This is a genomic window from Gluconobacter sp. P1C6_b (assembly GCF_018811945.1).
In the GTDB taxonomy this organism is placed as follows: domain Bacteria; phylum Pseudomonadota; class Alphaproteobacteria; order Acetobacterales; family Acetobacteraceae; genus Gluconobacter.
In genome coordinates this window covers 63,493-87,481 of record NZ_JACRVU010000011.1, presented here as the reverse complement: position 1 = coordinate 87,481, position 23,989 = coordinate 63,493, and the positions used below count along the sequence as shown (strand labels likewise).

23 protein-coding genes are annotated in these 23,989 nt (G+C 61.8%); 3 read left to right on the top strand and 20 right to left on the bottom strand.

The window, feature by feature from the left end; all coding sequences use genetic code 11:
- Positions 1-23 precede the first annotated feature (23 nt).
- The gene (gene rocF, locus KP701_RS09515) at positions 24-947 is read left to right on the top strand and encodes an arginase (protein WP_215746981.1); all 924 of its coding nucleotides are present in this window, start codon (positions 24-26) and stop codon (positions 945-947) included.
- A 1-nt stretch (position 948) separates the two neighbouring features.
- The gene (locus KP701_RS09510) at positions 949-2,019 is read left to right on the top strand and encodes an ornithine cyclodeaminase (RefSeq protein WP_215746980.1); all 1,071 of its coding nucleotides are present in this window, start codon (positions 949-951) and stop codon (positions 2,017-2,019) included.
- 51 nt (positions 2,020-2,070) lie between these two features.
- Here KP701_RS09510 and ureG read toward each other — a convergent pair whose 3' ends face one another.
- The 8 genes from ureG to KP701_RS09470 are packed head-to-tail and all read right to left on the bottom strand — an operon-like array spanning position 2,071 to position 7,829.
- Positions 2,071-2,685 (bottom strand): urease accessory protein UreG, encoded by a 615-nt coding sequence (ureG, locus tag KP701_RS09505; RefSeq protein ID WP_215746979.1) that lies wholly within the window; start codon positions 2,683-2,685, stop codon positions 2,071-2,073.
- A complete protein-coding gene (locus KP701_RS09500; protein ID WP_215746978.1) occupies positions 2,682-3,368 on the bottom strand; it encodes an urease accessory protein UreF in 687 nt (228 codons plus the stop codon). The genes ureG and KP701_RS09500 overlap by 4 nt, the downstream gene beginning before the upstream one ends.
- Positions 3,361-3,855: an urease accessory protein UreE gene (locus tag KP701_RS09495; protein WP_215746977.1), complete on the bottom strand. Its 495-nt coding sequence runs from the start codon at positions 3,853-3,855 to the stop codon at positions 3,361-3,363. Before KP701_RS09495 ends, KP701_RS09500 begins: the two co-directional genes overlap by 8 nt.
- Entirely contained in the window at positions 3,855-5,561 is a 1,707-nt protein-coding gene (gene ureC / locus KP701_RS09490; protein WP_215746976.1) for an urease subunit alpha, read from the bottom strand. Before ureC ends, KP701_RS09495 begins: the two co-directional genes overlap by 1 nt.
- Positions 5,558-5,902, bottom strand: a complete 345-nt coding sequence (locus KP701_RS09485) for an urease subunit beta (protein ID WP_215746975.1) — start codon at positions 5,900-5,902, stop codon at positions 5,558-5,560. The genes ureC and KP701_RS09485 overlap by 4 nt, the downstream gene beginning before the upstream one ends.
- Positions 5,886-6,188 carry an urease subunit gamma gene (locus KP701_RS09480; RefSeq protein ID WP_215746974.1) on the bottom strand — a complete coding sequence of 101 codons (303 nt, stop codon included), beginning with the start codon at positions 6,186-6,188 and terminating at the stop codon, positions 5,886-5,888. The genes KP701_RS09485 and KP701_RS09480 overlap by 17 nt, the downstream gene beginning before the upstream one ends.
- A 25-nt stretch (positions 6,189-6,213) precedes the next feature.
- Positions 6,214-7,041 (bottom strand): urease accessory protein UreD, encoded by an 828-nt coding sequence (locus tag KP701_RS09475; protein WP_215746973.1) that lies wholly within the window; start codon positions 7,039-7,041, stop codon positions 6,214-6,216.
- Complete coding sequence (locus KP701_RS09470; RefSeq protein WP_371818943.1) at positions 7,038-7,829, bottom strand: HoxN/HupN/NixA family nickel/cobalt transporter; 792 nt, start codon at positions 7,827-7,829, stop codon at positions 7,038-7,040. The genes KP701_RS09475 and KP701_RS09470 overlap by 4 nt, the downstream gene beginning before the upstream one ends.
- On the opposite strand from KP701_RS09470, the gene KP701_RS16280 reads away from it, so the two are divergent.
- Entirely contained in the window at positions 7,830-8,054 is a 225-nt protein-coding gene (locus tag KP701_RS16280) for a hypothetical protein (protein ID WP_252345519.1), read from the top strand. It begins immediately after the preceding gene.
- Here KP701_RS16280 and KP701_RS09465 read toward each other — a convergent pair.
- From KP701_RS09465 to KP701_RS09410, 12 genes are all read right to left on the bottom strand, one after another.
- On the bottom strand, positions 8,051-10,531 hold the full coding sequence (locus tag KP701_RS09465; protein ID WP_252345518.1) for a TonB-dependent siderophore receptor: 2,481 nt from the start codon (positions 10,529-10,531) through the stop codon (positions 8,051-8,053). The genes KP701_RS16280 and KP701_RS09465 overlap by 4 nt on opposite strands.
- 297 nt (positions 10,532-10,828) lie before the next feature.
- On the bottom strand, positions 10,829-13,408 hold the full coding sequence (locus KP701_RS09460) for a TonB-dependent siderophore receptor (protein ID WP_252345517.1): 2,580 nt from the start codon (positions 13,406-13,408) through the stop codon (positions 10,829-10,831).
- 110 nt (positions 13,409-13,518) lie between these two features.
- Positions 13,519-14,784, bottom strand: a complete 1,266-nt coding sequence (locus tag KP701_RS09455) for an ArgE/DapE family deacylase (protein WP_252345528.1) — start codon at positions 14,782-14,784, stop codon at positions 13,519-13,521.
- Positions 14,785-14,896: 112 nt separating this feature from the next.
- Positions 14,897-15,631: an amino acid ABC transporter ATP-binding protein gene (locus KP701_RS09450; protein WP_215746970.1), complete on the bottom strand. Its 735-nt coding sequence runs from the start codon at positions 15,629-15,631 to the stop codon at positions 14,897-14,899.
- Positions 15,628-18,501 carry an FAD-dependent oxidoreductase gene (locus KP701_RS09445; RefSeq protein ID WP_215746969.1) on the bottom strand — a complete coding sequence of 958 codons (2,874 nt, stop codon included), beginning with the start codon at positions 18,499-18,501 and terminating at the stop codon, positions 15,628-15,630. Before KP701_RS09445 ends, KP701_RS09450 begins: the two co-directional genes overlap by 4 nt.
- Positions 18,501-19,232, bottom strand: a complete 732-nt coding sequence (locus KP701_RS09440; protein ID WP_215746968.1) for an amino acid ABC transporter permease — start codon at positions 19,230-19,232, stop codon at positions 18,501-18,503. The genes KP701_RS09445 and KP701_RS09440 overlap by 1 nt, the downstream gene beginning before the upstream one ends.
- A 40-nt stretch (positions 19,233-19,272) precedes the next feature.
- Complete coding sequence (locus tag KP701_RS09435) at positions 19,273-20,121, bottom strand: transporter substrate-binding domain-containing protein (protein WP_215746967.1); 849 nt, start codon at positions 20,119-20,121, stop codon at positions 19,273-19,275.
- A 1-nt stretch (position 20,122) separates the two neighbouring features.
- Positions 20,123-21,013, bottom strand: a complete 891-nt coding sequence (locus tag KP701_RS09430; protein ID WP_215746966.1) for a dihydrodipicolinate synthase family protein — start codon at positions 21,011-21,013, stop codon at positions 20,123-20,125.
- Positions 21,014-21,027: 14 nt separating this feature from the next.
- Complete coding sequence (locus KP701_RS09425) at positions 21,028-21,801, bottom strand: amino acid ABC transporter ATP-binding protein (protein ID WP_215746965.1); 774 nt, start codon at positions 21,799-21,801, stop codon at positions 21,028-21,030.
- On the bottom strand, positions 21,788-22,441 hold the full coding sequence (locus tag KP701_RS09420; RefSeq protein ID WP_215746964.1) for an amino acid ABC transporter permease: 654 nt from the start codon (positions 22,439-22,441) through the stop codon (positions 21,788-21,790). Before KP701_RS09420 ends, KP701_RS09425 begins: the two co-directional genes overlap by 14 nt.
- Positions 22,438-23,097, bottom strand: coding sequence for an amino acid ABC transporter permease (locus tag KP701_RS09415; protein WP_215746963.1), 660 nt, complete (start codon positions 23,095-23,097; stop codon positions 22,438-22,440). The genes KP701_RS09420 and KP701_RS09415 overlap by 4 nt, the downstream gene beginning before the upstream one ends.
- A complete protein-coding gene (locus KP701_RS09410) occupies positions 23,094-23,894 on the bottom strand; it encodes a transporter substrate-binding domain-containing protein (protein ID WP_215746962.1) in 801 nt (266 codons plus the stop codon). The genes KP701_RS09415 and KP701_RS09410 overlap by 4 nt, the downstream gene beginning before the upstream one ends.
- Between the last annotated feature and the right edge of the window lie 95 nt (positions 23,895-23,989).

The following is a 23,989-nucleotide window of genomic DNA, read 5'->3' as shown; positions in this document are numbered from 1 at the left end:
CAGAGCATCGGAAAGGAGTTGAGATGAAGACGTGCCAGATTCTGGGAGTCCCCACCCAGAGCGGAACCTCCGAAAGAGGCTGCATCATGGGCCCGACGGCCTTTCGAATCGCGGGACTGCCCGAAATCCTGCAGGAGCTCGGATGGCAGGTTGAGGATGTGGGAGACGCCGTACCCGCCGCGATGCCGGATATACGCCATTCCAACCCCGCCGTGCGCAATCTGGACGCGATCATCGCCTGGACGAAAAGCGTGGGGGAGCGGGCCTATGAGATGGCAAAAGCCTGCGATTTTCCGATTTTCCTGGGTGGCGATCATTCCATGTCCGCCGGCACGGTCTCGGGTGTGGCGCGTCATGCACAGGATCTGGGGCAGCCCCAGTTCGTCCTGTGGCTGGATGCCCATACCGACCTTCACACACTGCATACGACCACCAGCGGCAATCTGCACGGCACGCCTGTGGCCTATTTCACGGGTCAGTCGGGATTCGAGGGCTTCCCGCCACCGGCCGCGCCCGTCGATCCGCGCAACATGTGCATGATGGGCATCCGCTCGGTCGATCAGGCCGAGAAGCTCCATGTCGCGGAAATCGGCATCACCGTGTTCGACATGCGCGCCATTGACGAACAGGGCATCGTCGGTCCGCTGAACAGCTTTCTGAACCGCGTTCGCGCTGCCAATGGCCGCCTGCATGTCAGCCTGGACGTGGACTTCCTCGACCCGGACATCGCACCGGCCGTGGGAACGACCGTCAATGGTGGTGCGACCTTCCGTGAGGCGCATCTCATCATGGAGATGCTGCATGACAGCGGGCTCGTGACGTCGCTGGATCTGGCGGAACTCAATCCGTTCCTCGACGTGCGCGCCAAGACCGCTCTGCTCATGACCGATCTGGCCGCCAGCCTCTTTGGCCGCCGTGTTCTCGAACGCAAGACAAGGACCTACTGAGATGACTTCCTCCGCCCCTGCCCCTTCCCATCTCGCCTTCGTACCGTTCGTCTCGGTCGAGAACATGATGGCGCTGGTCCATACCATCGGGATCGAGACCTTCCTGCGCGAACTCGCGGAGTATCTTGAAGCCGACTTCAAACGCTGGCCGGAATTCGACAAGACCCCGCGCGTGGCCGCGCATTCGGCCGAAGGCGTCATCGAGCTGATGCCGACGAGCGACAGCAGCCTGTACGGGTTCAAATACGTCAACGGCCACCCCAAGAACACGAAGGAAGGCCTGCAGACCGTCACGGCGTTCGGCATGCTGGCGGATGTCGCTTCGGGCTATCCGACGCTTCTGTCCGAAATGACGCTGCTGACGGCCCTTCGGACGGCGGCGACGTCGGCCATGGCGGCGAAATACCTCGCACCCGCGAACTCGAAGACGATGGCCATTATCGGAAACGGCGCGCAGTCCGAGTTCCAGGCCATGGCATTCCGTGAGATCGTTGGGATCCGGGCGCTGCGGCTGTATGATCTGGACCGGACGGCTTCGGAAAAATGCGCCCGCAATCTGAGCGGACAGGGCTTTGACATCACGATCTGCGACAGCAGTGAAGAGGCCGTGGACGGAGCGGACATCATCACGACCGTCACGGCCGACAAGCAGTGCGCGACGATCCTCTCCGACAACATGGTTGGCGCAGGCATCCACATCAACGCGGTCGGCGGGGACTGCCCGGGCAAGACGGAGCTTCAGCGCGATATCCTGCTCCGCGCCTCCATCTTTGCAGAATATCCGCCCCAGACGCGCATCGAAGGCGAGATCCAGCAGCTTCCCGAAGATCATCCGGTGACGGAGCTGTGGCAGGTCATCAACGGCGAAGCGAAGGGCCGCGCCAGCGACAGCCAGATCACGCTGTTTGATTCCGTAGGTTTCGCGATCGAAGATTTCTCGGCCCTGCGTTATGTCCGCGACAAGCTGGACGCAACCGGCCTGTACGAGAAGCTGGACATGCTCGCCGATCCGGATGATCCGCGCGATCTGTTCGGAATGCTGCAGCGTTCCAAGGGCGCTGGCAAAGCCTGAAACGCCGCTCTGGCTGCTTCTATAAAGGGGCAGCCAGAGCAGGTTCCCAGATTAGAGGCCGCCCTGTTCGACGATGAAGCGGGCGATTTCAGCCACACCCTCGCCCGCGCGGATATTGGCGAAGACGAAAGGCCGCGTGCCACGCATCTTTTTGCTGTCGCGGTCCATCACGCCCAGATCCGCACCGACATAGGGGGCGAGATCGATCTTGTTGATGACCAGCAGGTCACTTCGGGTAATGCCGGGGCCGCCCTTGCGGGGGATCTTGTCTCCGGCCGAAACGTCGATCACGTAGATCGTCAGATCGGCCAGTTCGGGGCTGAAGGTCGCGGCCAGATTGTCGCCGCCGCTTTCCACCAGAACCAGATCCAGCCCTTCAAACCGCTCCGTCAGTTCGGCGATGCCCGCCAGATTGATGCTGGCATCCTCGCGAATAGCCGTATGGGGGCAGCCGCCCGTCTCGATCCCCTTGATCCGTTCCGGCGGGAGGGAGCCCGCGCGGGTCAGGAACTCGGCATCTTCGCGCGTGTAGATGTCGTTCGTGATGGCGGCGATGTTGTACTCGTCGCGGAAGGTCCGGCACAGGGCATCCATCAGGGCTGTCTTGCCCGTCCCCACCGGTCCACCAATGCCGACCCGCAGCGGGCCGTGTTTTGCTTTTGTCATGTTCTGAACAACCTTGTCGTCTGGGTTTCGTGATGCATGGCCGCAAGGTCGGAGCGGAAGCACGCGCCCCCGACATCGTCCAGGGTCCAGTTTTTCGTAACGGTTACGGCGCGCGAGAGAAGCGGTTCCAGCCGGGCCAGAGCGTGCAGGCCGTCCGTCTGTCCCAGCGGCACGAGGCGGACGGCCGCTGACACGAGGGCGGCGATGGTAGCGTATCCCCCCGAAAGCAGCGCCTGTTCCAGCGTCAGACCGCCGCGCCGGAACACCAGCCCCTGCGCGACCGGCAGCGGCCAGCGTATGCCGCGCAGTTCGGACGGATCAGGCGTGACGGGCCAGACGGACGCGGCTTTGAGGAAGGCTTCGCCCTGATAGACTGTTTCGTCATACCGCTCCCGCGATGAGGCGCAGGCGCAGGCAAATTCCGCCAGAGCGCGCAGCCGGAACATGTCGTGCGCAGCGCTCCATGCTTCCTGAAGGACGATCAGGTCGCTGCCCGGCGCACCGTGTTCCAGCAGGCAGCCGATCCAGTCGCAGAGTGTTGCGACATCCGTGACGTCTCCGCTTTCCACCGCCCATTCCAGACCGTGGCTGTAAGCGTATCCGCCCGTTGGAAAGGCTGGCGACACCCATGACAGGAGGCGCAGGAAGGCGGCGCCTGTCTGCGGGAGCGGGGTTTCAGTCATGCGTGTGGTGATGGTGCCCGTCCCCGTGGTGGTGCGGTTCGTGGCCGCCCGCGCGGGAGGCGTAGGCCCCGCTTTCCGGATCGAACGGGGCTTCCACCCGGCGAACATGACCGCCCAGACCGTGGATCATGTCGGCGATGACGTGATCGTAGCGCACGAGGATGCGATGTTCGGCGATGGCGGCGGGCAGATGGCGGTTGCCCAGATGCCATGCGAGCTGAAGCAGTTGCAGGGGGCTGTGGGTCGTGACTTCCATCAGTTCTTCGGGCAGGGCTTCCACGCGGATGATGCGGCCATCCTCCAGACGCAGCCCCTCCCCGGCCTGAAGCAGGCGGGCATGTTCCAGCTCCAGCCGGATTTTCTCGCCGTTCTGCAGGGTCAGCATCATCCGGCGACGGTGCCGCCCTTCATAATCGGCGGCAAAGACGCCGCTGGCCTCGGCTTCGGGCCAGCTTCCCGCAGGAAGGATATCCAGAATTTGGGTCATCAGAACAGGAAATACCTCTGGGCCATGGGAAGGACTTCGGCGGGTTCGCAGGTCAGGAGCACGCCATCGGCCCGCACTTCATAGGTTTCGGGATCGACTTCGATATGAGGCATGGCGTCATTATGGATCATGCTCCGCTTGCCGATCCCCCCGCGCACGTTCGAAACAGCCGAGAGCGGCCGACGCAGACCCAGCTTTTTGCCGATATCATCTTCCAGCGCGGCCTGTGACACGAAGGTCAGGCTGGTATGGGTCAGCGCGCCGCCATAGCCGCCGAACATCATGCGGCCATGCACGGGCTGCGGCGTGGGGATCGAGGCGTTGGGATCACCCATCATCGCATAGACGATGGCGCCGCCCTTGATGACCAGATCGGGTTTGACGCCGAAGAAAGCGGGCTCCCACAGGACCAGATCCGCCAGCTTGCCGACTTCGATTGATCCGACTTCATGGGACAGACCATGCGAAATGGCGGGGTTAATGGTGTATTTGGCGATATAGCGCTTTACGCGGGCATTATCCGCCGCACCATCCCCGGCCAGAGAGCCGCGCTGGATTTTCATTTTATGGGCCGTCTGCCATGTGCGGAGCGGGACTTCGCCGACGCGGCCCATGGCCTGACTGTCCGAGGACATCATAGAAAGCACGCCCATGTCATGGAAAATGTCTTCAGCGGCGATCGTCTCGCGGCGGATGCGGCTTTCGGCGAAGGCGATGTCTTCCGGCACCCGCTGGTCCAGATGATGGCAGACCATCAGCATGTCCAGATGTTCGTCCAGCGTATTGACGGTGAACGGGCGCGTGGGATTGGTCGAGGACGGCAGGACGTTGGGCAGGCCAGCCACGCGGATGATATCCGGCGCATGGCCCCCTCCCGCGCCTTCCGTATGAAACGCATGGATCGTCCGGCCCTGAAAGGCGGCGATCGTGTCTTCAACGAAGCCGCTTTCGTTCAGCGTATCGGTATGGATCATGACCTGCACGTCCATGCGGTCGGCAACGCTCAGGCAGCAGTCGATGGCGGCGGGGGTTGAACCCCAGTCTTCATGCAGTTTCAGACAGCAGGCCCCGGCGCGCACCATTTCCTCCAGCCCGTCCGGACGGGAGGCGTTGCCCTTGCCCGCGAAGGCCAGATTGACCGGGAAGGCTTCCGCCGCCTGAAGCATCCGCGCCAGATGCCAGGGGCCGGGTGTGCAGGTTGTGGCGGCCGTGCCGGTGGCAGGGCCGGTGCCGCCGCCGAGCATGGTCGTGATGCCCGATGCCAGTGCTTCCTCGATCTGCTGCGGGCAGATGAAATGAATGTGGCTGTCGATCCCGCCAGCGGTCAGGATCTTGCCCTCGCCCGCAATGATTTCCGTGCCCGGGCCGATGATGATGTCCACGCCCGGCTGGATGTCGGGGTTGCCTGCCTTACCGATGGCCGCGATCCGTCCGTCGCGGAGTGCGATATCGGCCTTCACGATCCCCCAGTGATCGATGATGACGGCGTTCGTGATGACGGTATCCGCCGCCCCTTCTTCCCGCGTGACCTGCGACTGGCCCATGCCGTCACGGATGGTTTTGCCGCCGCCGAAGCGGACTTCCTCGCCGTAGGTCGTGTGGTCGCGCTCGATTTCCACGAGCAGCGCGGTATCGGCGAGGCGCAGGCGGTCGCCCACCGTGGGGCCGAACTGTCCGGCATAGTCATGTCTGGAAAGACGCATCACTGATCCACACTCCCCATGACATCCCCCCGGAAGCCCACAACGCGCCGCAGCCCGCGCAGGGGGACGAGCGTGACTTCACGGTCCTGCCCGGGTTCAAACCGGATGGCTCCGCCGGATGCGACGTCCAGACGCCAGCCCCTTGCCAGTTCACGGTCGAATTTCAGCGCCGGATTGACCTCGGCAAAATGATAATGGCTGCCGACCTGCACCGGCCGGTCGCCGGTATTCGTCACCAGAAGTATCCGGCGCGCCTGACCTTCGTTGAGCACAATCTCGCCTTCGGCGGGCAGGATTTCGCCGGGAATGGCACCGACGGCAAGGGATTCAGCGTATCGGGTCATGAACGGTCACCAGCTTTGTGCCATCAGGAAAGGTTGCTTCCACCTGCACGTCATGAATCATTTCAGCCACGCCCTGCATGACCTGGTCGCGCGTCAGAACGCGGCCGCCACTGGCCATGAGTTCAGCCACGCTTCTGCCGTCCCGCGCGCCTTCGACGACGTGATCGGTGATGAGGGCCACGGCTTCCGGATAATTGAGCACGACACCGCGTTCCAGCCGTCGGCGTGCGACGTTTGCCGCCATCGCCACCAGCAGCTTGTCCTTTTCCCGGGGGGTAAGTTTCATGTCCTGCTCCGTTCCGAACTCTGTGTCATGACCGCCATGTGGCTGGCATGGGGCGCCCGTCCCGCAGGACCGGCAGGATCTGTCTGATCGTCTTTTCCAGCGACCACCCGCCCGACGCCACACCTCGGATAACCAGCATGCCATTCCAAGCGGATGCTGCAAACTCATGCGGCACGATCGTATCCAGCACGTCCCGCACGGCGTCGAGCCGCGCTTCCGCAAACGGCGAGACCAGCACCAGTGTGGCGACCGCGAGCTGATCCGCACTCACGGCTTTCCGGGCCATCAGCGCGGACACATCCCCGCTTTCCAGCCGCACGAGGTCTTCCAGAATGAGGCGGTCGTCCCGCCGGATTGTCAGCCGGTCGCGCAGGGTGAGTGTCTGCAGGATTTCGCCCGATCCGGTGCGGCCGAACATCCGGCTTTCGAGGAACAGAAAGCTGGATGACGCGTCCATCTCAACCGTCATGTGTCGACGGAGCTGACTGCCATCGAAGAAGATCGTGCCATGGGGCAGCCAGTCCAGTCTGGCTCCGGCCGCGATATGGCAGGATGTGAGGATTTCGGGCGGCGTATCGCTGGCGCGGGCGCGGTAGATGCGTTCTGCGGCCTGCGATGTGACCAGAAGTTCCGTGTCCGGAGCGCAGGCGATGCGGCCTTCAATCCGATCCCCACCTGCGATGCCGCCGGAAATATTGACAGTGACGGCTTCCAGAGACGCGCCGTCCACGCGTGGGAACAACAGGCGACAGCATCCGCCCTGCTCCAGATCGCCGCGAACAGTCCGCCCGTCACAGAGTTTTGCCGTCAGGCCGAACCAGCCTCTGGCGCGCTGAAGGACTGCCGTGCTCATGCAGGCTCCTCTTCCCGGCCGGATCGGAGCAGAAACCATCCGAGGACGGAGGCGCAGAAGACGGCGCCGCCGATCAGTTCAAAATGATCGGACAACACGCTGGCGAGAGGCGTGAGCGTTTCCAGCCCCGGCAGATGGTCCGCAAGAAGGTTCACCAATTCGATCCCCGCAATCACCAGCGCCAGCATAACGGAGATGGTGGTCAGGGCCAGATTCCAGTTCACCCTGCGCCCTGCCCGTCTGTAAACACCATGCATCAGAACGCTGTCAGCCGTGTCCAGCAGGGCCATTCCGGCGGTGAAGAGCATCGGGAACATCATGATCTGCCAGATCGGCAGACCGTGCTGGTTCTGGACGATGGAGATGCCCAGAAGGCTGATTTCCGATGCGGTATCAAAACCCAAACCAAAGAGAAACCCGACCGGATAGAGGTGCCAGCTCACCGAGACCTGACGCAGGACCGGGGTAAGCAGCCGGGAGAGCCCTCGTGGTGGCGTATCGGGAGGGGATGCATCTGCTCCGCGCCGTCTGCGCCACAGATCATGCAGGGTCGTGGCGTTGAGGGTGGCGATGACGAGCAGGAACAAGACGGAGACCCATGTTCCGAACAGGCCACCCTGCACTGCAAACGCATCGATCTGCGCGCGGTAATGCTGCCCGGCAAGGACGATCACGAGTGTTGCCAGACAGACGATCGTGGAGTGACCCAGCGAGAAGAACAGTCCGGCCGCGCGGGCCTGCCGGTTCTCACGCAAAGCCGCCCGCGTGACATTGTCTATGACGGCAATATGGTCCGCATCCAGGGCGTGGCGCAGACCCAGCCCGTAGGCCAGTGCGGCCGCACCCAGAAGAAGTGCGTTTCCGTGGAACAGCAGAAACGCCAGAAGCCATGCCAGAGCGTTGACCCCAATCAGAAGTCCGATCAGGCGCAGCGCTCCGGAACGATGGGGGAGATCCTTCCCTGTCAGGAGCTTTCTCCCGTGTCTGGCACCCTCATGACGCGTGTGTCCTAGAAGTTCAGATTGGCCTGCAGGTAGTAGTATCCACCGTTATAGCCGAGCTGTTCAATCTGATAGTCGTACTGGAACGCACCAAGATAGCGGAATTCCTTGGGAATACGGCGCTGCTTCGCGTTGCCGACATTATTCCCGCCGAGCGTCAGCCCAAGTTGCGGCAGGACCTGATAGGACACGGCCAGATTGGTCTCGAAGCGGGCCTTGTTCACGTAGCGCATGAAATCGGTATTCGAATAGGCCAGCGGACCTTCGTAATAGGTCAGGGACGACGTCGCGTGGCCGTAGCGGACTTCGTGTACCGACACGCCCAGCTTCTTATACTGCCAGGTTCCACCGAAGATCAGCTTGTTCTTGGGCGTATAGCTCGTGATGTAGGCGGCCTGCTGGGAGTTCAGAAGACTGTTGCCGTTCCCGTCCTTGCCCGTATGGGTCAGGTCCGTCTCGTTGAGGTTCAGGGCCACATCCCAGTCGATCTTGCCCCAGTCGCGGAAGCGGGTTTCATAGCGGGCGGTCACGTCCAGGCCCCGCGTCCGCGTGTCGGCCGCGTTGGCGTAGTAGGAGGCGGTGACGGCGTTGGACTGGAGCGTGGACGGCACGGTGAAGCCGTCGAGACGAAGGGCTTCGATCGCATTCGCGCCGTTATAGACGCCTGCCGCTAGGATGCGGTTCTTGATGGTGATCTGATACGCATCCACACTGATATGCAAGCGCGGCAGCGGGTCCAGCGTAAAACCCGCACTGTAGCTCATCGTGTGTTCCGGATGGAGCGGCTTGGCTCCGATCAGGCGTGCACCGGCGGAATTGACCGGCAGATAACCCGTTGCATAGGTCGGTGCGACAGACAGGTTGGACCAGTGCTCCTGAAGCAGGGAGGGTGCGCTGAAGCCGTTCGAGATCGTCCCGCGCAGGGCGAAGTACTTGTTGAAATCATACCGCGTGGAGACCTTGCCGGTCTTCGTATCCCCAGCATCCGTGTAATATTCGTAGCGCCCGGCGAAATCGACCTGCCAGTTCTTCAGCGGCCGCATGGAAAGTTCCACATAGCCTGCCGTGACATCACGGTTGCTCTCACTGGCATTCTGCGGGCTCAGACCATGCAGACCCTGTGGGCCGGTGCCGTAATATGAGTTGGCGTCGCCCGCCATAATGTCGAATTCATCGTAGCGGTACTGCGCGCCCATCGCGAGGTTGATCGGGCCTGCGAAGATCGGCGTATGAAAGCTGCGATGGATGCCGAAATCATTCGTCCACTGGGTGTTTGTGAACGCCATTTCGTGGAAGCTCGTCGGAGAGGAACCCGTTGCGGCATAGAGCGACGGGTTGACGGTATTGAAGAGATCCATCGACGTATGGTCGCTGCCATAGGTCGTGCTGAGATCCCAGTTCCAGCCGAATTTCTCACCCTTCAGGCCGAGGGTGACGCTGTAATCGTCTTCCGAAACGCTCTCCTTCGGGCTGAAGCCATTGGGGTACATGGGCCAGTCTGAAGAGGCGACGCGTGCATCCTGATAGCTCTCGCCATAGCGATGGCCGTAAGTCGAGAACGAATACAGCGACAGATCCGGCAGGAAGTCATACTGCATGTTGTAGGAGATGGTGCCGCGCTGCTGACGCGGATCGCCCTCGTCCTTGAAGTCATACTTGCCGTTCCGGCTGTCGGCCGAATTGCGGATGGTGTGATCCTGATATTTGTATTCCGCGCTCAGATCGAAAAAGCCGCGCCCCATCAGATCAAAACCCGCATTGATGGACTCGCCGGACTGGAAACCGTCACCAGCGTAACGTCCGCCATTGGTGGCCTGCATCGTGATGCCGGACTTGCGGTGCTTGAGAATGATGTTGATGACGCCTGCGACCGCATCGGAGCCGTAAAGGGCGGCGGCGCCGTCCTGAAGGATCTCCACATGATCGATCGCGGAGATCGGGATCATGTCGATATCAACACCGTTCGATCCCTGTTGCGGCCCGGAATTGTTGGACAGCACGGAGGTCGCATGACGGCGCTTTCCGTCAACGAGGATCAGGGTGTGATTAGGGGACAGGCCACGCAGACGCAGGACATCCACCATATTGGCGTTACCGATCAGAAGCGGCGCACGCGTCAGGGACGGTGTCAGCTGCGTCAGGGCATCACGGAGATCGGACTGGCCCGTGCGGGAAATTTCGGCAGAGGTGACGACCTGGATCGGGCTGGCACTCTTGCGGACCGTCTGGTGCGGGTCACGCGTTCCGGTTACGATGACGGTTTCGTCTTCCCTGGGGAGCGCCACCGCTTTCTGTTTTGAAGCCGTACGGATACCTGCCGCCTTGCGGGTCTTGGCGCTGTCTGTCTCCGGTGCGGGATCTGCCGCGTGGGCCTGCATACAGACCAACTGGCTCGCCGCGCAGGTGAGCAGAAGGGCACTTAGAGGAATGGAGACCTTTTTCATCGGCTGATATTCTTCCCGCTCGTCTCCCGCGTGCCTGTCGCTCAATCCAGGCATCCGGAAGTTCTGAATGTTCCCGGTGACCTCCCGCACTCAGCCGATCACCTTGAGGGAAAATCTAACGAACTTCGGAACGATAACGGAATGTATGTTTTTTTCTATCCTACCGTAAGCTGTTCTTATCCTTTGAGAGGAAACGAAGCGGCCCCCCCCCCGCTGCCCCTCCTCCTCTCGGATATTATGCGCCTGCTGGATGAAGCCAGTGTCTGACGGCATCCATAAAAAAACGCGGAAAGGATAACCTTTCCGCGCTCAAAGCATGATCTGCTCAAACCGTTTCTGATATCAGAGCGTGAAATTGACACGTCCGTAATAGTACCCGCCGGTCATCGGAACCTGCGACGAGAACGTATCGTAAGGGTTGCCACCAAGCTGGTTCAGCTCGCCCGGGAGCTTGCGGGGACGGACATTGAAGATGTTGTTCGCCCCCACCGCCAGATGCCAGCGGGAATTCACACGATAGCCGATCTCAAGATCCGTCAGCCAGCGCGGAGAATTCTTGAACTGGGCGAAGCAGCTGCTGGACTGCTGAAGCTGCTTGCCGTCGATCGGACAGATCGAGGCCGTCGGCGTCCAGTCCTGATAGGTCATCATGTCCGTCGTCTCACCGTAACGGGTCTGACGCACGTTCACGTCCCATTTGCCGATCGTCCAGAACGCATTCAGGATGATCTTGCTGCGCGGATAGGCCGTCGTCAGATAGGCAATGTTCTGGGCATTCAGAAGCGGCGATCCCGTAGCGGACATACCGTTATGCGTCAGGCGCGTCCGGTTCAGATCGAGCGCCATGGACAGGCTCAGATTGCCGTAACGATGCATGCGGAACATGTAATCCGCCTTGATGTCCAGCCCCTGCGTCCGGGTGCTTGCCCCGTTCGTGAAGTAGTAGGTCTGTACGGCGTTTTCGGAAAGCTGGGTCAGGGCCGGGAGAGAGACACCCATGGCTTCCAGCGCCGAAATCGCAGTTGCCCCCGTCACGTTGCCGCCCTGCACGATGCGGTCGCGGATGTTGATCTGATAGACATCCGTCTCGATATGAAAGCCGTCGATCGGCTCAAGAACAATGCCACCGGTCGCGCTGGTCGAACGCTCCGGCTTGAGGGGGGACGCACCCGTCGCACGGGCTTCGGATGACGAAACTGGCAGCAGACCCAGCACCGAGGTCGGACCGACATTGATGGCGCTGTAATGCTGTTCGGCCATGGTTGGCGCACGGAAACCGTTGCTGATGGTTGCGCGCAGGCCAATCCGCTTCGTGATGTCGTAACGTGTGGAGACCTTGCCGTTCTCGGTATTGCCGACATCGGTGTAGTGTTCGAAGCGGCCGGCGAAATCGAGGTCCCAGTTCTTCAGCAGATGGAAGTCACCGTCCAGATAAGCAGCCCAGACGTCACGGTTCCACTTGCCGGCGTCCTGCGGCGTCAGACCGGCAAGTGCGGACGTACCACCATATTCATAGGATGCGGGATCTCCGGCCATGATGGTGTACTGCTCGAGGCGGTGTTCGCCACCAAACGCAACCGTCATGGGAACCACATTGGCAATCTTGAAGTTCCGCCGGAAATCAAGATTATTCGTCCACTGCGCGAGGCGGAAATTGGACGTCCGGACGGTCGTGGGCGTGTATCCGGTTGCGGCATACATGTTCGGGTTGGTCGTGTTCTTGTTGGAAATCTTGTCCAGATCCTCGCCCCAGGTGCTGCTCAGATCCCAGTCAAACCCAAAAAAATGCCCGCCCTTCAGGCCCAGTGTCGCCGCATAATCGTTCTCGTCGATCGTCTCCAGCGGAGAGTAACCGTAGGGGAACAGTTCCGGATTACTGGCACTGGCACCCGACGGGACACGATAGTTCTCATACGCTTCCGCATGGCGGTGCGCATACGTGATCTGTCCGTAGAACTGGATGTTCTCGGTCAGGTTCTTGCCGAAATCGATCCCGAGATTTTCACGCGTCTCTTCAGGCGTGCTCATGATCTTGTTGGAGTTCTTGGGCACCTTGACGGACCCTGTATACAGCTCATTCGCAGCGCCTGCCGGGACATAGCCCGCAAGGCGGTTGTCGACCGTATTCGTGACGAAATGATCCGTATGGTAAACCTGTCCCGAAATATGGATGAACCCGTCATTGCCGAGCTTGAGGCCGCCATCGGCGTTCAGCTGGTACTGCCAGCCATCCCCGTTATAGGCATTCGCCCCCGTCTGGGCGCTCATGTTCAGACCATGATCCTGCTTTTTGGTGATGATGTTCACCACGCCCGCAATAGCGTCGGAACCGTACATCGCGGCCGCGCCGTCCTCGAGCACCTCGATATGATCGATCATGTTCGACGGGATCATGTTCAGATCCACAGGCGTCGCACCGAAGTTCGGGCCCGCATCCGCATTGATGTTGGCGGTGGTGTGGCGGCGCTTGCCATCCACCAGCACCAGGACCTGGTTCGGATTCAGTCCACGCATCCGGATGAAGGATGTCAGTGCGCCGGCGTCATTGCCCATCGTACTCATGTTGATGGACGGATACGTCTTCGCCAGCGCATCGGCGAGGTTCATCATGCCTGAGCGACGCAGCGTCGCGCTGGACAGAACCGTGATCGGACTCGTGCTCTGACGGGCATGGCGGTTCGTGGCATGCGTACCGGTCACGATCACGCCCTCTTCGCCCCCTGCGACGAACGGGGCATTCCTGGCTTTTGCCACCCGCCTGGCGGGCGCCACTGCCTTCACTGGCGCCGCCTTGGCAGGCACCTTGTGAACCGACGCCTTCACGGGACCTGAAGTGGCCTTTGTCGTGGCGGCAAAAACCGAACCAGCGCAGAAACTGACGGAGAGAAAAGTCGAATAAAGCGCAAGTTTCCTGATGTTCATGATCGGCTCCATCGCCCTGGCAAGACAGGGATATCAGTCGGAATAGTCAGATCGCACAGCAGGAACCGCAGGGCCCACTGCTGCACGGTGGAATTATTTCGGGGTCGGGACTACATGGCTTCGGGGCGCAGCAGACAGGCCAGTGCATTTGCAATCACCTTCGTCGCACGGCGCATGTCTTCGAGAACCACATGCTCATTCGCACGGTGGCCATTGGCGTCCTGAAGCCGACGTGGTCCGGCTCCGTACAGAACAGTGGGATAACCCGCATTGCTGTAAATCCGGGCATCCGTGAAAAGCGGCATGCCCTTCACGGCAATCTGCTCCCCGAAAACAGCCTCAGCAGCATCCTGCAACGCTGCGATCAGGGGGGCCTGACCCGCGTCCGGCACCAGAGGCAGCGCCAGCAGATGCTGCGTCACGACGCATTGCACCCCCGGAACATCCGCCGCCTCCAGAATGATCTGACGCAGCCCGGCCTCGACATCGGCCGCTTTTTCGTCGGGAAGGATCCGGCGTTCCAGACGGAATTTCGCATGTTCGGGAACGACATTGGCTGCCACCCCGCCTTCGATCGTTCCGATGACGAGCGTTGGCGTATCAATTCCCGGAATGGAGCAAACCGTCTTTACCAGCCCGTCCCGATAGGCATACAGCGCCGACATGACACGACTGGCCGCTTCGATGGCATCCGCCCCTGTTTCGGGCCATGCGGAATGGGCTGCCTTGCCAGTGAAAGCGACGTCCAGCTGAAGGCTGCCGTTATGCGCGATCATCACGTCATAGGTGAAACCGGCACTAATGACATGATCCGGTTTGCTCAGCCCTTCAGCCAGAAGCCAACCCGGACCGACATGGCCGCCGATTTCCTCATCATAGGTCAGATGCAGCTCGACGGTCCCGGAGAGATCCGAAGCAGCTTCCTTCAGCGCCCGCAATGCAAACGCATAGGTTGCGAAGTCGGACTTGGAGACCGCGGCCCCGCGACCATAGAGCTTTCCGTCCTCGATCACACCGCCATAGGGATCGTGAATCCATCCTTCACCAGGGGGCACCACGTCGCCATGTGCATTGAGGGCAATGACCGGCCCCTTACCGTCCCCGAAACGTTCCCGGATGATCAGATTGGTTGCGCTCTGCATTCCGTGGCGTTCCACGAAATCGCGGGGCACAGGATGACATTCGACTTCAAACCCAAGATCCCGCAACTGCCCGGCAGAGAACAGGGCATGCGGTGCGCAGTCACCGGGCGGGTTGTCCGACGGAACCCTGACAAGCTCCTGGAGAAACGGCACCTGCCGCGTCTCGAAATCCCGGTCGACAACACAGTCCAGACTCTCGGTCAGCGTTTTCTTGCAACAGGAAGTCTTTTCCAGCACAGCGCCTTCTCCCACCGGATCGCCTTTTCGTCTTCAGTTCATATTCTCTTTGTATACGAACTGAATTCGATATCGAAGCGGAATGTTGTCCGAACTGAAAAAAAATTTCTTATCCGGGATGATCGGCCTCAAATCGCAGAAAAGCCTGGGCCCGCATCGAGCAGCGACCCGCGAAAAAGTCCGCTGCCGGACAGTCATCGACAATCTCGCCCGCATCCACGAACAGAATCCGCGTTGCCACCTGCCGGGCGAATCCCATCTCATGGGTCACGCACATCATGGTCATGCCCTCACGGGCCAGTTCCGTCATGACCTGAAGAACTTCCTGCACCATCTCGGGGTCGAGCGCCGATGTCGGCTCATCGAACAGCATCACATCCGGCTTCATCGCCAGAGCACGGGCAATCGCCGCACGCTGCTGCTGCCCGCCGGAAAGCGCGATCGGATACTTGTCCGCATGGCGCTCCAGCCCGACCCGGCGCAGAAGGGTTTTCGCATGCTCGCGGATTTCGTCCTTCGCACGCTTCTGGACCAGGCGAGGCGCCAGCATGATGTTGTCCAGAATGCTCAGATGGGAGAACAGCTCGAAGCTCTGGAACACCATCCCCGCTTTTGCCCGCAGCGCCGAATGATCAGTCTGTGCAGACCGCACGGCCATGCCATCGACCCAGATCTGGCCGCCTTCGAACGTCTCCAGCGCATTGATGCACTTGATGAGCGTGGACTTGCCCGAGCCTGACGGACCGCAGACAACGACCACTTCGCCCCTGCCGATTTCCGCCGAACAGCCTTTGAGCACCTGAAAGGTGCCATATGATTTCGTCACATTGTCCAGCGTGATCATGACGGATCTCCATAAAAACGTGCGGGAGAAAAGATCTCCAGATCGGGACGTTCGGAACGGCACAGAACCATATCCGCAACATGCCGCCCCATGGCTGGCGCGAGCGTGACTCCATTGGCCGTCACCGCCGTGAAGAATCCCGGGACATCGGGGCTTTCCCCAAGGATCGGAGCACCATCGATATCGATGTTCATCGCAGCCCAGCTCCTGACGACATTCACCGCGCCCAGAGCCGGAACGAGCCTCTGGGCAACCCAGAGATTCCCTTCCAGATTCTCCCGCAGCGGACGCGGATGGCCATGCACCGGATCCAGCCCGGCGCTCCACCCCCCACCAATCAGCAGGGAGCCGTTTGCAGCCTGTTTGAGCGTCAGGTGACGGCTGGCATGTGCCAGAAGCGAAAAGACCAGCGGAGCCACAGGCTCGGTCACGATCATCTGCAACGGAGCCCCAAAAACCGGCAGACGCCTCCCGACCAGCTCCGCAACCTCTCCCGCATAGGCCCCGGCAGCATTCACCACAGCCCCGGCCGACCAGCTTGCCGCACCCGCACTGACGCGGAACCGGCTTCCCTCGCGCGCGATCGCGGACAGGGCCGTCAGTTCCTCAACCCGCACACCGGCCCGGCGCGCCCGGGTAAGGACGGCCTGCGTTGCTGCCATGGGATTGATCTTGCCTTCCTCGGAACAATACGCCCCTCCCAGAAAGCCCTGTTTCAGGTTTGGCTCGATCCCGTGTAGCTCACCCGGATCCAGGATCCGCGCGTCAACGCCCAGAGACTGCTCGACCGCAACCTTGCTGCGCAGACGCTCCATGTCAGATTCGGTTTCCGCCACGACCAGGCCACCACAGACCTTGATTTCCAGATCCCGGTCAAACGTTCCGCGCAGCGCCTCCCACATGCGGATGGATTCCCGCTGCAAGGCCAGTGTCCGCGCGGGCATCGACGGCCCATCCGTATCCGCACTGGCATCGAACGCCATGAGCTGGGCATGCAGACTGCCCGCATTGCCGCCCGAGGCCAGGGCCCCGGCACGTCCGCGTTCCAGCACCACGACACTCTTCCCGGCCTCCGCCAGAAACAGCGCCGCAAAAAGCCCGACAATCCCGCCACCCACGACCACGACGTCCACGGTCTCTGCGGTGCCAGAAGCCGATTGCACAGCCTGTCCCAGACCCGACGGAATGGGAACCCGCACATGCCCACGCCATTCCGGCTTCTGCCGCGCCAGTGCCGCAACCGGCACCGGGCGCAGGGGAATCTGGGGCGCCGTAAAGTCTTTCTCGCTTTTCGGCCCGGGCAGGACCTTCATGAGCGATGCCTGACAAAACCGCCCCTGACAGCGCCCCATCCCGGCACGTGTTGCCCGTTTGAGAGCCGCCAGATCCGCAATCCCGTCCTCGGCCACCCGTGCCCTGACAGCCCCGGCCGTCACACATTCGCACCGGCACAGGATCGTGGTATTCTCCGGCACCGGAAGCGGCACAACCGGCTGATAGAGTTTCCACAGAAGGGCCTGAAAGCGCGCATTGTCGCGGTACATCCGCCGGCTGCGTTCCAGACCGGGGGGTATCATCTTTCCGGAACGCTCCAGCAGCCGCGCCGCACACAGCCTGCCCTGGACCTGCGCCAGAAAAGCTCCTCCAAAACGCCCCGCCTCACCGATGACGGACACATCCGCCTGATCGGTCCGCCCGTCGGGCTGTCGTCCTGTTTCAGGGTGGGTCACGGGCCAGTCCCGGACGTCCTGCCGACAGCCCAGAAGACGCGGCAACTCGCTGGCCGGCACAAACCCGTCGCCAAGACAGACCGTCTCGACCGCGATCGAACGCGCTTCCGCTCCGGCCTGCTTCACCGTCACACGTTCGACACGGTCCGAGCCCTCGATCCGTGTCACGACGCTCTCCCACCACACGGGCACACCTGCCCGACGCAGCGTCCAGAGATGCCGCATCCCGGCAAGTGCGAGACGTGGCGCCCCCGCAGAAAGCTGCCCGGCCAGGACGGGCCGTTTCACGGGCGCGGGCGCTGCCTCCACAACAGCCACTACCTCGGCCCCACGACCGACGAGTTCCGCCGCGAGCTGAAGATTGAGCGGCCCGTTTCCGGCAATGATGACCCGGCCCGGAGAGACGGTTTCATAGGCCCGCAACAGCGTCTGCCCCGCTCCCGTCGTGATGACGCCCGGCAGGGTCCAGCCCGGACGTGCAGCAGGCGTTTCCTGCGCCCCTGTTGCCACGATGATGTGCTGCGTGCGGATATAGAACGCCTCGCCATCCCGCAGCCCCCCGATGACGAGCGCGCCGTCCTCGCGATGAGCGCACCATACGAGCGTGTCATGCCACAGACGTGCACCACTGGCCTGCATGGCCTCAATCAGGTACCGTCCCCTGCGCGCCTGATCGTCCTGCCGGTCCGGATGTACGACGTTCTGCTTGAAATACTGGCCGCCCGGAATGTGGCGTTCATCCACGACAAGAACGTCCACACCGCCCCGTGCCAGCTCCGTCGCGGCCACCAGCCCCGCCGGCCCGGCACCCACCACGAGAACCTCGCAGACATGCTCGGCCAGCCGCTCCTCACCCTGCGACAGGGGCGCTGAAACAGCCGCATCCGGAAGACGGTCATTGCTCCGGACCCGCATGCCGTCCCGCACCGGCGTCATGCAGCCCCGGCGCGACATCTGTCCGTCCACTTCCAGCAGGCAGTCCTGACAGGCCCCGATCCCGCAGAACGGCCCGCGCCCTGACCCGTCCGGAGCCGTGCGATGTATGATCCGGCCCGCAGCCATCAAAGCTGCCGTCAGCGTCTGACCTGCTTTCGCGGAAACAGGACTGTCATTGAACGTGAAACTCAGACGCTCCGACATCAGCGTGCGTCCTGCGTCGTAACAGGGAGTTCAATGGGATCAACTGCCACGGACTGCTGCTGACGGCGATAGGGCCGCTCCGCATAATGCTCAATCCGCCGCTGCAGGAAATCCCAGGCTGTCGTCATGAGCAGGTAATACAGGGCCGCCACCGAGAACAGCTCCAGAACCATGAACTGGTCCTGCACCAGGATCTGGCTGCGCTGCATCAGTTCCTCCATGGAAATGACCGACGTCACGCTGGTCGTCTTGAGCAGACCATTCACCGAATTGCCCAGCGGCGGGATGATGAGCCGGAACGCCTGCGGAAACGCGATGCGCCAGGCGATCTGCCGCTCACTCAGACCCAGCGCCCGTGCCGCCGCGATCTGGCCGGTTGGCACGGCATTCAGACCCGCACGAATGATTTCCGCCAGATACGCTGCCTCATTCAGCGTCAGCCCGATGATCGAACACGCCATCACGCTCAGCCGGATGTCCAGCTTCGGCAGTCCGGCATAGATCACGACCAGCTGGACCAGCAGCGGCGTACCCCGGAAAAACCAGACATAGAACCGCGCGGGCCAGGACAGCAGACGGCGCTGCGAGCGTTTCATGACGGCGATCAACAGGCCCAGCAGGAACCCCATCACCATTGAGACGGCCGTCATGTAGACCGTGATGAGCGCCCCGCGGAAAATATAGGGGCTGCCAAGATAGGTGAAGAAGCCGTGCCAGCTCCAGATCTGCATGTCGATGCCCCGTGCTCGTGTATCGAATCAGTGTGTCGTATCAGTGTATGTCGGACGGATGGGACGGCCCTGAGACCGTGATCCGTCCGGGAAAGGGCGAAACGCCAAAAGGCGACATCAGCCGGTCCAGCGTTCCGTCTTCACGCATGTCTTCCAGAACATCCGCCAATCGCTGCGCCAGAGCCGGGTCCCGCAGCGCCAGTGCGACGGGCGTGGGATACAGTCCCTTCAGAACCGGCCTTACGCCGCCCTGAAGCGCATTGCGCCGTGCCACCGCGTCGATGGAAAACACGGCCGTCACCTGCCGCGCCCGCAGGGCGGCAAATGCGATCCCCACGTTCTGAAAAGTCTTTATGTCGAAGCCCGGGCGCCCGGCGTCCCGCAGCGCCTTGTCGGCCTCCCGGGCATGATGCTCCTCGATCCCGCCCATCTCGACCCCGATCGAAGATCCTGACAGATCCTCGAGCCGTGCAGGATGCAATGCAGAATCATCATTCAGGGAAACGCTGATCGCCTGGATTTCGTAGGGGATCATTTCCATCAGACGCGCCCTCTGGGCGGTATAGAACATCCCCGTATTGATGACATCCCACCGCTTTTCAAGCAGTCCAAGCGTGAGCTGCGCAAAGGACGTCGAGAGCGTAACCGGCCTCAGGCAGAGCCTGCGGGCGATCTCGTTTCCGAGTTCGATCCGCATCCCGGCGATCTGCCCGTCCACCGTCACATATTGCAGGGGTGGCAGCGTCGGATTGGTCGCCATGACCAGATGTCCGGAGGAAATCAGCCCGCTGACCGCCTCCGGGCATGGCGCAGCCTGCGCTCCGAACGTCAGGGCTGCACAGAGCAGCCCCATCCCCCGGATCAGACAGGATACAGGGCTGCCCCCCATATCAGGCGCTTTCTTCGAACCGCAGGTCCAGATCGCGGACGATCTGAAGCGCCCGCGCATCATCCTCAGCCGGCAGCGGCAAACGCGGCGCGCGCGGACCACCCACATCGAAGCCCATGTGCTTCAGCAGGGCTTTCGTCCCCGAGACATAACCCTGGCCGCCCACGAACTGAATCAGCGGGACATGGCGGAAATACATCTCGCGTGCCTTGCCGATATCCCTGTAACCGTCACAGAGATTGAAAATCTCGCTCATGACATGCGGCGCCACGTTGGACGCAACAGCCACCCAGCCGATCGCGCCTTCAAGAAAGCTCTCGAAGCCCATGATGCCGCCGAAAACCGAGAGGCGGTCACCGCAAAGCCGGATAATGTCCCGCACGCGGGTCACATCCATCGTGGATTCCTTGATCAGGCAGCAGTTGTCGATATGGGACAGCCGCGCCACGAGTTCCGGCTTCAGATCCACATTCGCCGTGGCGGGGTTGTTGTAGAGCATGATCGGCAGGCCGATTGCATCCGATACCCGGCGATAATGGACGAAAAGCTCGTCATCCGTCGGCGTGGAATAGAACGGCGGGATGATCATCACGCCATCCGCCCCAAGCTTCTCGGCTTCCTGACTATAGCGGATCACGTCATAGGTATTCTCGGCGCCCGTCCCGATGAACACCGGAACACGGCCTGCGGCCTGCTCGATGACCGTCTGCGCAACGAGCGTACGCTCGTCATCCGTCAGCGACAGGAACTCGCCGGTGGATCCCAGCGGGATGAGACCCGCGATACCCTGGGCGATCTGCCAGTCAGTGAAGCGCCGCAGCCCCTGGACATCAACGCGCCCTTCGCTGTCATACGGCGTGATCATGACGGTATATGTTCCACGAAACTTCATGGGTCTTTCCTTCCTCAATGTTCCGGGTCCGGCCGCAAGCCGGCTGGATCCGCTGCGGCATCACCGCCATGGGTATTCATGAACGCCGCGATATCCGGCTGCTGCGCCGCACATCCACGACCCTTTCCGACAGCCCTGACCTGACCATCCTCCAGAAGGACGATTCTGTCGGACAGCGATGAAACGACATTCATCGCGTGGGAAACCTGAACGATCGTCATGCCGTCCTGCGCCAGATCGCGCAGCAGCACACCGACATCGCGCACCTTGTGCGGATCGAGAGCCGATGTCGGCTCATCCAGCAGAAGCAGCGAAGGCCGGAGCATGAGCGCACGCGCAATCGCCACACGCTGCTTCTGTCCGCCGGACAGGTCGGCAGGCAGCATATCCGCCTTGTTCGCCAGACCCAGCCGCTCCAGCAGCGCCCGGGCCTCATGCTCGGCATCCCGGCGCGAGCGCTTCGCCACGACCGTTGGCGCCAGCGTCAGATTCCGCAGAACCGACATGTGACCGAACAGCCCGTACTGCTGGAACACGATCGCCGCCTGCTCCCGCAGGATGCGCGCCGAGGCCGGAGCGGCCATGTCCACAATCCGCCCCTCAACGCCCATCTGTCCCTGCCAGACCGGCTGCAGCCCGATCAGGGTGCGCAGGAACGTGGTCTTGCCCGAGCCAGACGGCCCGATGAAACTCACGATTTCCCCGCGCTCGGCCTCGAACCCGGCATGACGCAGGGTCTCGTTCTTCCCGTGGCGAACGCAGACGTCGCGGACATCAATGTACGGCAATGCGTTTCTCCAGCAGGCGGCTCAGGCAGGTCAGCGGATAGGAAATGGCGAAATAAAGCAGCAGAACCGCGCAGAAGACCTGCGCCGAGGGCAGCCCGCGGTTGGACAGGATCACTCCCGCCTGACTCAGCTCCACAACCCCGATCTGCGAGGCCAGCGCCGTGTCCTTGATGAACAGAACCAGATATCCCACGGCCGGCGGCACGATGGCGGACATCGCCTGCGGGCCGATCACGTAGCGCCACCGCGCCCAGAGCGGCAGGTTCAGCACCAGCGCCGCCTCGACCTGTTCCACTGGAACCGTCTTCACGCCACCATGCACGATCTCGCAGAGATAGGCCGCTGCAATCAGTCCGATGGAACAGATCGCCACAATGGTCGCCGACACGTCCACACCCATCATGCCCGCGCAGAAAAAGACGATATACAGCGTCACGATGAACGGAATGCGACGGATGGTCTGCACATAAAGCACTGCCAGCATCCGCAGCGGAAACATATAGCGCAGCTCCGACAGCCGCAGCGCCGTCAGGATGATCGCCCCGGCAATCCCGAGAAGACCGCCGCCCAGCGACAGCTCGACCGTGCGGGCCATCGCCTGCAGCAGAAGCGCGATGTCATAATGCGAAAACGCGATCATACCATCCGCTCCATCGTCCGGCGGCACAGGGCAAACACGCCGGTCAGAGCAAAGGACAGCACGGCATACAGACCGCCCGTCACGAGCATGACCTCAAGAATCCGGAACGTTGTCGATCCGATATCGTAGGCCCGGCCGGTCAGATCCTCGACGCCGAAAATGGATGCCATCGCACTGCCCAGGATCATGATCTGGAAATGATTGGCCAGCGCCGGAAACATCGTGCGCCCCGCATAGGGCAGGATCACCCGCAGATAGGTCTGACGCCGGTTCAGCCCCAGCGTCAGCGCAACCTCATGATAGACCGGCGGCACCCGCGCCATGCCAGCCCCGAGAATATCCGCCAGATAGGCCGCCGCATTGAGCGTCATCCCGATCACGACCGACAGAAACGGCGAGACCATCAGCCCCATCAGCGGCAGACAGTAAAAGACCGCGAAAATCTGCGAAAGCTGCGGCGTGTTGGTCAGGGCCGTGCTGTAGCTGCGGCTAAACCTGCGCCAGATCCCCTGATTTTCAAAGCGCAGCACAGCCAGCCCGACCGCCAGCAACAGACCGAACACGAAGGCCAGCCCCGCAATCAGGACCGTCACGCCGACACCCCCCAGAAGAAACGGCAACCGCGCAAAAACGGGACGGAAATCCAGCCCCGTCATGGCGCGCGTTCCGCCACGACCGGGTCGAACCACCGGCGATGGATCTGCTGCAGGCGTCCGTCATGCTCCATCGCGTCGAGAATACGGTTCACATCCCCGCGCAACGCCACATCCTGCCGCGTCATGCCGATGCAGTCGTCCCCTACCGGTGGCGCAAATCCCCGAATGATCCGCCAGTGAACCTGGGGTTGGGACGGCAGGTAATGGCCGACATACTCAATGACATCCACCATCGCATCGCCGCGTCCCTGGGCCAGAGCCCGGATGGCATCGGCATAGCTTTCCAGAAGCAGCATCGGCGCCCTGGGAACGCGCTGCTGCAGATACGCAACCGCCGTTGAACCCCGCACCTCGATCAGGCGATGCGCGCCCGATTCAAGATCCGCAAAGGATGTGATGCCCCGATCCCCGGGAGTGATAACCGCAAACTGCTCGGAATACAGGGGACGCGAAAACGCGATGACCTCCGCGCGACCGGGCGTCAGTGTCAGACCGCCGAGAACGATATCGACCTTCCCGGCCATCAGATAGGGAATGCGTCCGCTGGAAGCGAGCGTCACGAAACGCGGCTCGACACCCATGCCCCGGGCAATCTCCCGACCGATATCGACATCATATCCCACGAGTTCGTTGTGATCGTCATATTCCCCAAGCGGAGGCAGCCCGGGTTCCACACCGATATTGATGTGCCCGCTCGCCCGGATGGCGGCACTGTCCCTCGCTCCTGCTCCCCCGCCCCACAGGACACCGGAAACAGCGCAGAACCCCAGCAACAGACTGTTCCAATTCGCTCTCAAGAAAGGTTTCCCTGCATGCTGTGCGACTTTGGGGTTGCGGTTGCCCGATCACTGATCTAATTCAGATATACGTTCTGTATACGATAGAAAACCCT

Bases quoted from the DNA above. Each gene is read 5' to 3' on its own strand.
- KP701_RS09435 (WP_215746967.1), bottom strand. From the start codon at position 20,121: ATGGGGGGCAGCCCTGTATCCTGTCTGATCCGGGGGATGGGGCTGCTC.
- KP701_RS09450 (WP_215746970.1), bottom strand. From the start codon at position 15,631: ATGATCACGCTGGACAATGTGACGAAATCATATGGCACCTTTCAGGTG.
- KP701_RS09460 (WP_252345517.1), bottom strand. From the start codon at position 13,408: ATGAACATCAGGAAACTTGCGCTTTATTCGACTTTTCTCTCCGTCAGT.
- KP701_RS09485 (WP_215746975.1), bottom strand. From the start codon at position 5,902: ATGACCCGATACGCTGAATCCCTTGCCGTCGGTGCCATTCCCGGCGAA.
- KP701_RS09415 (WP_215746963.1), bottom strand. From the start codon at position 23,097: ATGACGGGGCTGGATTTCCGTCCCGTTTTTGCGCGGTTGCCGTTTCTT.
- KP701_RS09500 (WP_215746978.1), bottom strand. From the start codon at position 3,368: ATGACTGAAACCCCGCTCCCGCAGACAGGCGCCGCCTTCCTGCGCCTC.
- KP701_RS09510 (WP_215746980.1), top strand. From the start codon at position 949: ATGACTTCCTCCGCCCCTGCCCCTTCCCATCTCGCCTTCGTACCGTTC.
- KP701_RS09420 (WP_215746964.1), bottom strand. From the start codon at position 22,441: ATGATCGCGTTTTCGCATTATGACATCGCGCTTCTGCTGCAGGCGATG.
- KP701_RS09480 (WP_215746974.1), bottom strand. From the start codon at position 6,188: ATGAAACTTACCCCCCGGGAAAAGGACAAGCTGCTGGTGGCGATGGCG.
- KP701_RS09440 (WP_215746968.1), bottom strand. From the start codon at position 19,232: ATGCAGATCTGGAGCTGGCACGGCTTCTTCACCTATCTTGGCAGCCCC.
- ureG (WP_215746979.1), bottom strand. From the start codon at position 2,685: ATGACAAAAGCAAAACACGGCCCGCTGCGGGTCGGCATTGGTGGACCG.
- KP701_RS09495 (WP_215746977.1), bottom strand. From the start codon at position 3,855: ATGACCCAAATTCTGGATATCCTTCCTGCGGGAAGCTGGCCCGAAGCC.
- KP701_RS16280 (WP_252345519.1), top strand. From the start codon at position 7,830: ATGGTCCGCATCCAGGGCGTGGCGCAGACCCAGCCCGTAGGCCAGTGC.
- rocF (WP_215746981.1), top strand. From the start codon at position 24: ATGAAGACGTGCCAGATTCTGGGAGTCCCCACCCAGAGCGGAACCTCC.
- KP701_RS09445 (WP_215746969.1), bottom strand. From the start codon at position 18,501: ATGTCGGAGCGTCTGAGTTTCACGTTCAATGACAGTCCTGTTTCCGCG.
- KP701_RS09475 (WP_215746973.1), bottom strand. From the start codon at position 7,041: ATGAGCACGGCAGTCCTTCAGCGCGCCAGAGGCTGGTTCGGCCTGACG.
- KP701_RS09430 (WP_215746966.1), bottom strand. From the start codon at position 21,013: ATGAAGTTTCGTGGAACATATACCGTCATGATCACGCCGTATGACAGC.